Consider the following 6,531-nt stretch of genomic DNA (forward strand, 5'->3'; position numbering starts at 1 on the left):
TGCTCCCATCAGCAGTACCTGTTAAAAATTTTCTACTTAAAATCCGTCGAAGCTTACTGCTTGGGGCACTAATGTTTCTTCTTACTGCGACTTTCCAGTGGACTCTATATTTCTTTCTCTTGGTTAAAATCAAAAATATTCTCATTGACTAATCTTTGAAAATATTGATCTATTTGTGCTAAGTCTACAAAATTAGAGTTTTTATGCCACCAATTACTTAAAGTAACCATTGCAGCAACATGAAATTCTGCTAACAAATGATGAGGAATATCGATAGTTTTGGAATGCTGGATGAACGTTAAGGCGTCTTTTTTCAATAATCGCATGGAGTAGGTCATCATACAATTTAAAAATACTTCATCGCTTTGCTGTGAAAGAACTAACTTATGGGGCTCGGAGCCTTCAAAAAAATTATTGGACCAAAAAAAGGGCCTTAAAATCCTTTTTTCTAATGAGATTTCCCAATATTCCTCCATCAGCTGATTCAGCCCGTACTCCAACAATCTGAATTTGTCATCGAAATGCTTATAAAACGTAGAACGATGAACCATGGCTTTTTCACAAATTTGATCTATAGTAATTTTGGAAAACTTAAATTTTTCTACTGCCATTAAATCAAAAAGAGCTATCCATAACAATTGCATGGAACGATGTTTTCTCATATCCATCCCTATTCCCCCTTTTATTCTACTCAATTTCTCAGACATTTAATTGAGAATGTCTCCTAACTGTACAAAGTAGGTGTATTGAATATATTTTCCAGCCTAAATGGCCACTATAATGGGAATTGCTTCATTACTAAACCTATATTTATACGAAGGGAAGACACTTACATGGATCTAGATTTACAGAAAATAAAACGAATGCCAATTATGGTCGCTCTCATGATGGGAGCGTTTGTAGCGACATTAAACGAAACATTGCTAGGCAATGCCCTGCCTGTACTGATGAAGGAGTTCCAGGTCGGCGCTACAACAATTCAGTGGCTAACTGCGGCTTACCTGCTCGTTGTCGGTACACTCATTCCTGTAACAGCTTTAATTCAACAATGGTTTACTACTAGACAAATATTTTTAACCGCAATGATAACCTTTTTAATAGGTACGCTCGTTGCTGCTATGGCTCCTGCTTTTACACTGTTATTAGTTGGTCGAGTGATTCAAGCCATTGCTACGGGTCTAATTATCCCGCTGTTGATGAATACGTTGTTAAATATTTATCCAGCGGAAAAACGAGGTTCGGTTATGGGGGTACTCTTCTTAATATTTACCTTTGCCCCCGCTATTGGTCCTACACTTTCGGGCATTATTGTTGATGCAATGGATTGGCGCTGGTTATTCTATACTACTATTCCCATTACTATCATTTCCTTCATCATTGGTTATTACTATCTTGTAAATGTAACCACGATCACAAAACCCAAAGTTGATGTGCTGTCTATTATTATATCGACATTAGGTTTTGGCGGTATTGTATATGGATTCAGCGCTTCAGGAAATGAAGGCTGGTCAGATCTGCAAGTTTATTAGTCAATTATCATTGGTAGCTTGTCCTTGATTTTATTTGCAGTACGACAACTACGTATATCAAACCCGATTTTGGAATTGCGCACCTTCCGATTTCCTTTGTTCTCTCTCTCGATCATACTATTAATTATTGTTATGATGTCGATGTTCGCAACAATCACGTTATTACCTATGTTTTTACAAAGCGTGCTGTTGGTGACGGCATTTCAATCAGGACTTATCATGCTGCCTGGAGGAATCGTTAATGGTCTAATGTCTCCTGTTACAGGAAAACTATTTGATCGATTTGGTGCCAGAGTCATTATTATTCCAGGTTTATTAATCCTATGCATTTCGATGTATCTCTTTACCGGATTCACATTAGAGTCGACGAGCCCGCAAATTATTTTAACGCACTGTCTATTAATGCTGGGTGTGGCTCTAATTCTGGTTCCAGTCCAAACATATGGACTAAATCAGATTACGCCCGAATACTATGCGCATGGATCTGCTATTTTCAGTACTTTGCAACAAGTTGCCGGTGCGATTGGGTCAGCATTGTTCATCGCGACCATGACCGCGCGCACCAGTAGTCATTTGGCCCAGTCATCTAGTCCTGATAATGTAACTGAACAATTAACAGCATCTGTAGCCGGCTACAGTGACACATTCATGCTCGGCTTCATCATTTCAATCATTGCATTAGTTGTAGCTCTTTTCCTAAAAAATAAAAAAGTAACACAAAGCGATACCAAGGTAGAAAATAAAGCAAATTAATTTTAAAACCTTAAACACACCTAACCCAGTCCTACCAAAGGCGGGTTAGGCGTGTTTAATTTTGATAAAAAATAATAAAAAACACTTCACCATCTTAAAAAACAACATTAATGTCGTTTAATATCTAGTTTTTATTCCATAATAGCGTCAGATTACTGAACTAGAGACATGTTATCTCTTTCCTCGTTTCACCCTATAATGTAGTTGAACAAACTGTCCGAACCGTTTTGTATCATTTAAAATTAAATCTATTTGTGGATTCTTTTCTTTAAATAAAGGAATACCAGAACCTAATATATGGGGGGTGACAGAAATAATATACTCATCTATTAAATTTTCTTTTATAAAAGCATCAAGTATACTTGCTCCACCTACCATCCATATTTTAGAGCCTTCTTGTTCTTTTAACTTTTGTGTAAACTCTACTACATCTTCATTTACAAAATCCACATATTCATTTGAACCATTTTCAGATGTGGTATAGACGTAGCATTTTTTATCAGGATACGGAAATGTTTCTGTGTGTTTTATTACATAATCATAAGTCTTTTTCCCCATTATCACTGTGTCAATAGATTGATACATATCTGTATATCCAGCGTCCCCTTCTCCTTCTGTATCATCTAACCATTGTAAGTCATCATTTTCTTTAGCAATAAATCCATCTAAGCTTGTAGCAATGTATAAAACAATTTCCCGTGACATAGTTTAACTCTCCTTTTGTCTTGTATATTTTCCCTTATTGATAAAAATATAAGGTATATACTATACTAACTGTTAAACATGACAAGTAATGGCATGATTAAATAAAAAAGGTGAGAATAATGTCAAAAGCCAAGCGTTTATTAGATATTCTTATGTTTGTTACAACAAAAAGAAAGTTTACTGCACAAGAAGTAGCAGATGAATTCCACATATCTATTCGTACTGTGCATAGATACATAATAGATTTATGCGACATGGGTTTGCCAATTTATGCTGAACAAGGTCGGAATGGGGGGTATACAGTTTTAACAAGTAGACTTCTTCCTCCTATTTTATTCACTGAAGAAGAAGCTGTTTCGCTCTTCTTTGCTTTTCAATCTCTAAATTTTTATCACAGTTTGCCTTTTGATACTGAAATTACCTCGGTTACACATAAATTATATAGTTCTCTTCAGAATGAAGCTAAAATAAAAGTGGATAAAATTCGTTCTTTTATTTCTTTTTGGAACCCAAAAAGGACGATTGATGCACCCTTTTTAAAAGATGTTTTAGAGCATTCTATTGAGAATAGAAATATACACATTCAATATGAATCTAAATCAGGTTTGAAAACAAAACACATTCATCCTATCGGTGTATATGCACATGATGGATTATGGTATTTACCTGCTTATGATTATGATAAGGAAAAAATTTTACTTTATCGTGTAGATCGCATTCTTTCAATCTTATCAGCCGAAAAAAGTGAAGGTGAATACATGAATTTAGAAGAATGGTTTGACTATCATGAGATTAAAAAACCAATTCGATTACATGTACACCTGACAAAGGAAGGCATACGTCAATGTAAAAGCGTTCCTTATTTTGATGGTACTGTAGTCACACAAGAAGATGAAACTGGATACATAGATACAATCATTGATAAAGGTGAGCTTGGATTTATCAAACCCCTATTTTTTAGACTTGGAAGCCATGCACGAATTTTAGAACCAAAGGAATTAATTGATGGATTACGTAAACAAGCTGAAGAAATTTTAACTATGTATTAAAGTGGTTTTTTGACTCAACTTCCCTTTCAAATTTGGGGCTAATGATGCTTACTCCTGTTATTCTTATTTGCTTTTTTAACCAATTACACTTTTATTCATACTATTATTTGAGAATTAGACATAAAATATTGCTTTTTGAACACAAAAGAACATTTAAATCATCAGCATTATAAATCCCTGAGAACGATAAAACAATATGAGCGGGAGCTAAAAATATTTGTAGAGCAACTGATTACGTTCTAGGCTGAAATCGATTTAGATATTGTAACTATCAAAGAAAAGAGCCCTTATATAAAAAAGAAAGGGACCTATTCACCTGCAACAATAGCTAGAAAAACAACTAATATAAAAATTTTTTTTAAGTTTTTTGTATGAGACATAGAAGAGCCTGTTTACAAAGGTTTAAAAATCGCAACTGTAAGAAAAGATGATCGACCAAATAAAGATTTAGGCCCGAAAGAAGTAATTCAATTACTCGATTATTTTAAAGATATTAACCACCCCATCGTGTTTTCGATTATACATATATTAACAACAACGGGACTAAGAAATGAAGAATTTTGTAATTTGAAAGTTAAAGATATTCAATATGATTCTATTAATGATTCTATTAATAAGCAGTATTATCTTAACGTACTGGGAAAAGTGAATATACGGAGACAAATTCCTTTGAAGGAAAAATGCGCGGATAGTATTAAGATGTTTCGTTATGCTAGAGCCTAATAGCCTTTCTACATTTTATTGTAGAAAGGCTATTGTTTAATTTCTGTTCCTATATGTATGCTTGTACTCAAAAATCAATAACAAAGTTGTTTAAATCCTGTTCAGCTATCACCCTTTACATAAGGAAAGAGCGTAATTCCTACTGCAGAATTGCGCCCTTTAATGGAATAACTATAAGAAGTTCTTAAACCTAAATCACTTAATTCTTCTTTAACTAACGCTCCCGTTACTTTAAGTGTAATACTTCACAATCTTGTAAAGAATAAACATTTTGCCGATTAGGGGTAGTACCAGCGAAGCTGTCACTACCCGTTTTGTTGGTGGGACCCCTAAACGAAACAGCAGCAGCCATGGACGAGAAAATAAAGTCCTAGCTGCTGCTGTTTTATTGAACAAACATTCCCAGCTGAAACGTAATATTCAAAGTGATTAAGGTTTTTTTGGCCGATTAACTTTTTTATCGTATTCTAATTCAGGGAGACAAGATAGTCTGCAAGTTTATCGAAAGTACCCTCAAGATCTTGTTGAAGCTTTGGAGCCATACCTTTGTAGGTTTCTTGTTCCTCAGCTGAAGCGTTCACAGGGCAACCTTTCAGTTTTAAAACAGTTTTACCTTCTTCATCTTCTAGCGTTATGATATTCATAATTTCAAGAGGCCAGCTCACGCTAAAAGGCGCTCGGACCGTATTTCCTTGCTCATCGGAAAAGGATCGGATATAAGCCACTTTCTCAGGTTCGACAACCTCTTGGTATGCAAATTTTCCCCACATAACCTGATTTCCGTCAGGAGACGTCTGAATACCTAAAAACTCGCCACCTGTTCGAGCGTCCATTTTAACGATTTCGAGGGTGACCCCCTTTGGTCCCCACCATTTCGTGAAATGCCCGAGCTCTGTCCATGCTTTAAATACGAGTTCGCGAGGGGCATCGAATACACGCGTAATTGCAATTTCGAACGATTGATTCAGATTGTTATCCATGAAAATCCTCCTTGTTTTTTGAAGGGAACTATTCCCCTACTTTGCTACAGAGTGCTTGAAGCCTGAACCAGAAGATCAGCCATCAATTTGGGTTCGGTAACCATTTACAAAACTTAATATAAACCGTTCTAACTTCGGGAGAAACACCCTTTTCACATCTCAATCTTAATCCAGTCCTTGGGTTATCATCCATTCTTGTAGCCTCACAATATTATATAAATATTCGATATAACAATTTTCAATCCTTCTAGTGCTAACCTGCTTCTTAGTTTAAGTGTAATCTTTCACAACTTAGGATTTAACTCTTCTAACAAACATCCTTTCAACAAGTATACTGACTACAACAGCTACAATATAGGGTAATAATGAACCTGTCGAATAGTCTTTATACCTATGATGAAACACTAATATAGGTAAGTTAAATTTCATTCCAATCAAATATAAAAAGCTTATTGTAATAATAAATGAAACTGAAACTAAGGAAAATTTCTTAATTCTGTTTATCAAGATTATAGCCCCCACAAAATGGATGATTTTATTCCACTGGTTAATATTCTAGGGTTGATAGAGGTAATTCTTCTTAAAGTAACCTGCCCGTTTCTTTAAGTACTTATTTTCACAATCTCCTTTAAAATGTAGCTTAGAAATCTAAATTTCATTAAAAGAGTTACTCCACAATCTGGCCCTTTTAATGAAGAAAGACGCTTTACTTATTTCAGAATACCAGCTAATATGAGTCAACACTTTTCATTTAATGTTTTAAAATTAATCATGTTATAATAAATTTAGGCA

General features: G+C 34.9%; 4 protein-coding genes and 1 pseudogene. 2 read left to right on the plus strand and 3 right to left on the minus strand.

Annotated elements, in window-relative coordinates:
- Nucleotides 1-104: 104 nt before the first annotated feature.
- Nucleotides 105-668, minus strand: a complete 564-nt coding sequence (locus tag ASU02_RS09225; RefSeq protein WP_057763131.1) for a TetR/AcrR family transcriptional regulator — start codon at nt 666-668, stop codon at nt 105-107.
- 165 nt (nt 669-833) lie between these two features.
- On the opposite strand from ASU02_RS09225, the pseudogene ASU02_RS09230 reads away from it, so the two are divergent.
- Nucleotides 834-2,282 (plus strand): annotated as a pseudogene (locus ASU02_RS09230) (MDR family MFS transporter).
- Between the two features lie 171 nt (nt 2,283-2,453).
- Here ASU02_RS09230 and ASU02_RS09235 read toward each other — a convergent pair.
- Nucleotides 2,454-2,987: a dihydrofolate reductase family protein gene (locus tag ASU02_RS09235; RefSeq protein ID WP_057763132.1), complete on the minus strand. Its 534-nt coding sequence runs from the start codon at nt 2,985-2,987 to the stop codon at nt 2,454-2,456.
- Between the two features lie 119 nt (nt 2,988-3,106).
- On the opposite strand from ASU02_RS09235, the gene ASU02_RS09240 reads away from it, so the two are divergent.
- Nucleotides 3,107-4,036 (plus strand): helix-turn-helix transcriptional regulator, encoded by a 930-nt coding sequence (locus ASU02_RS09240; RefSeq protein WP_057763133.1) that lies wholly within the window; start codon nt 3,107-3,109, stop codon nt 4,034-4,036.
- Nucleotides 4,037-5,226: 1,190 nt separating this feature from the next.
- Here the strand turns inward: ASU02_RS09240 and ASU02_RS09245 are convergent.
- Nucleotides 5,227-5,739, minus strand: coding sequence for an SRPBCC domain-containing protein (locus ASU02_RS09245; protein ID WP_057763134.1), 513 nt, complete (start codon nt 5,737-5,739; stop codon nt 5,227-5,229).
- Between the last annotated feature and the right edge of the window lie 792 nt (nt 5,740-6,531).

The sequence above is a fragment of the Cytobacillus praedii genome, assembly GCF_001439605.1.
GTDB classification, from domain to species: domain Bacteria; phylum Bacillota; class Bacilli; order Bacillales; family Cytobacillaceae; genus Cytobacillus; species Cytobacillus praedii.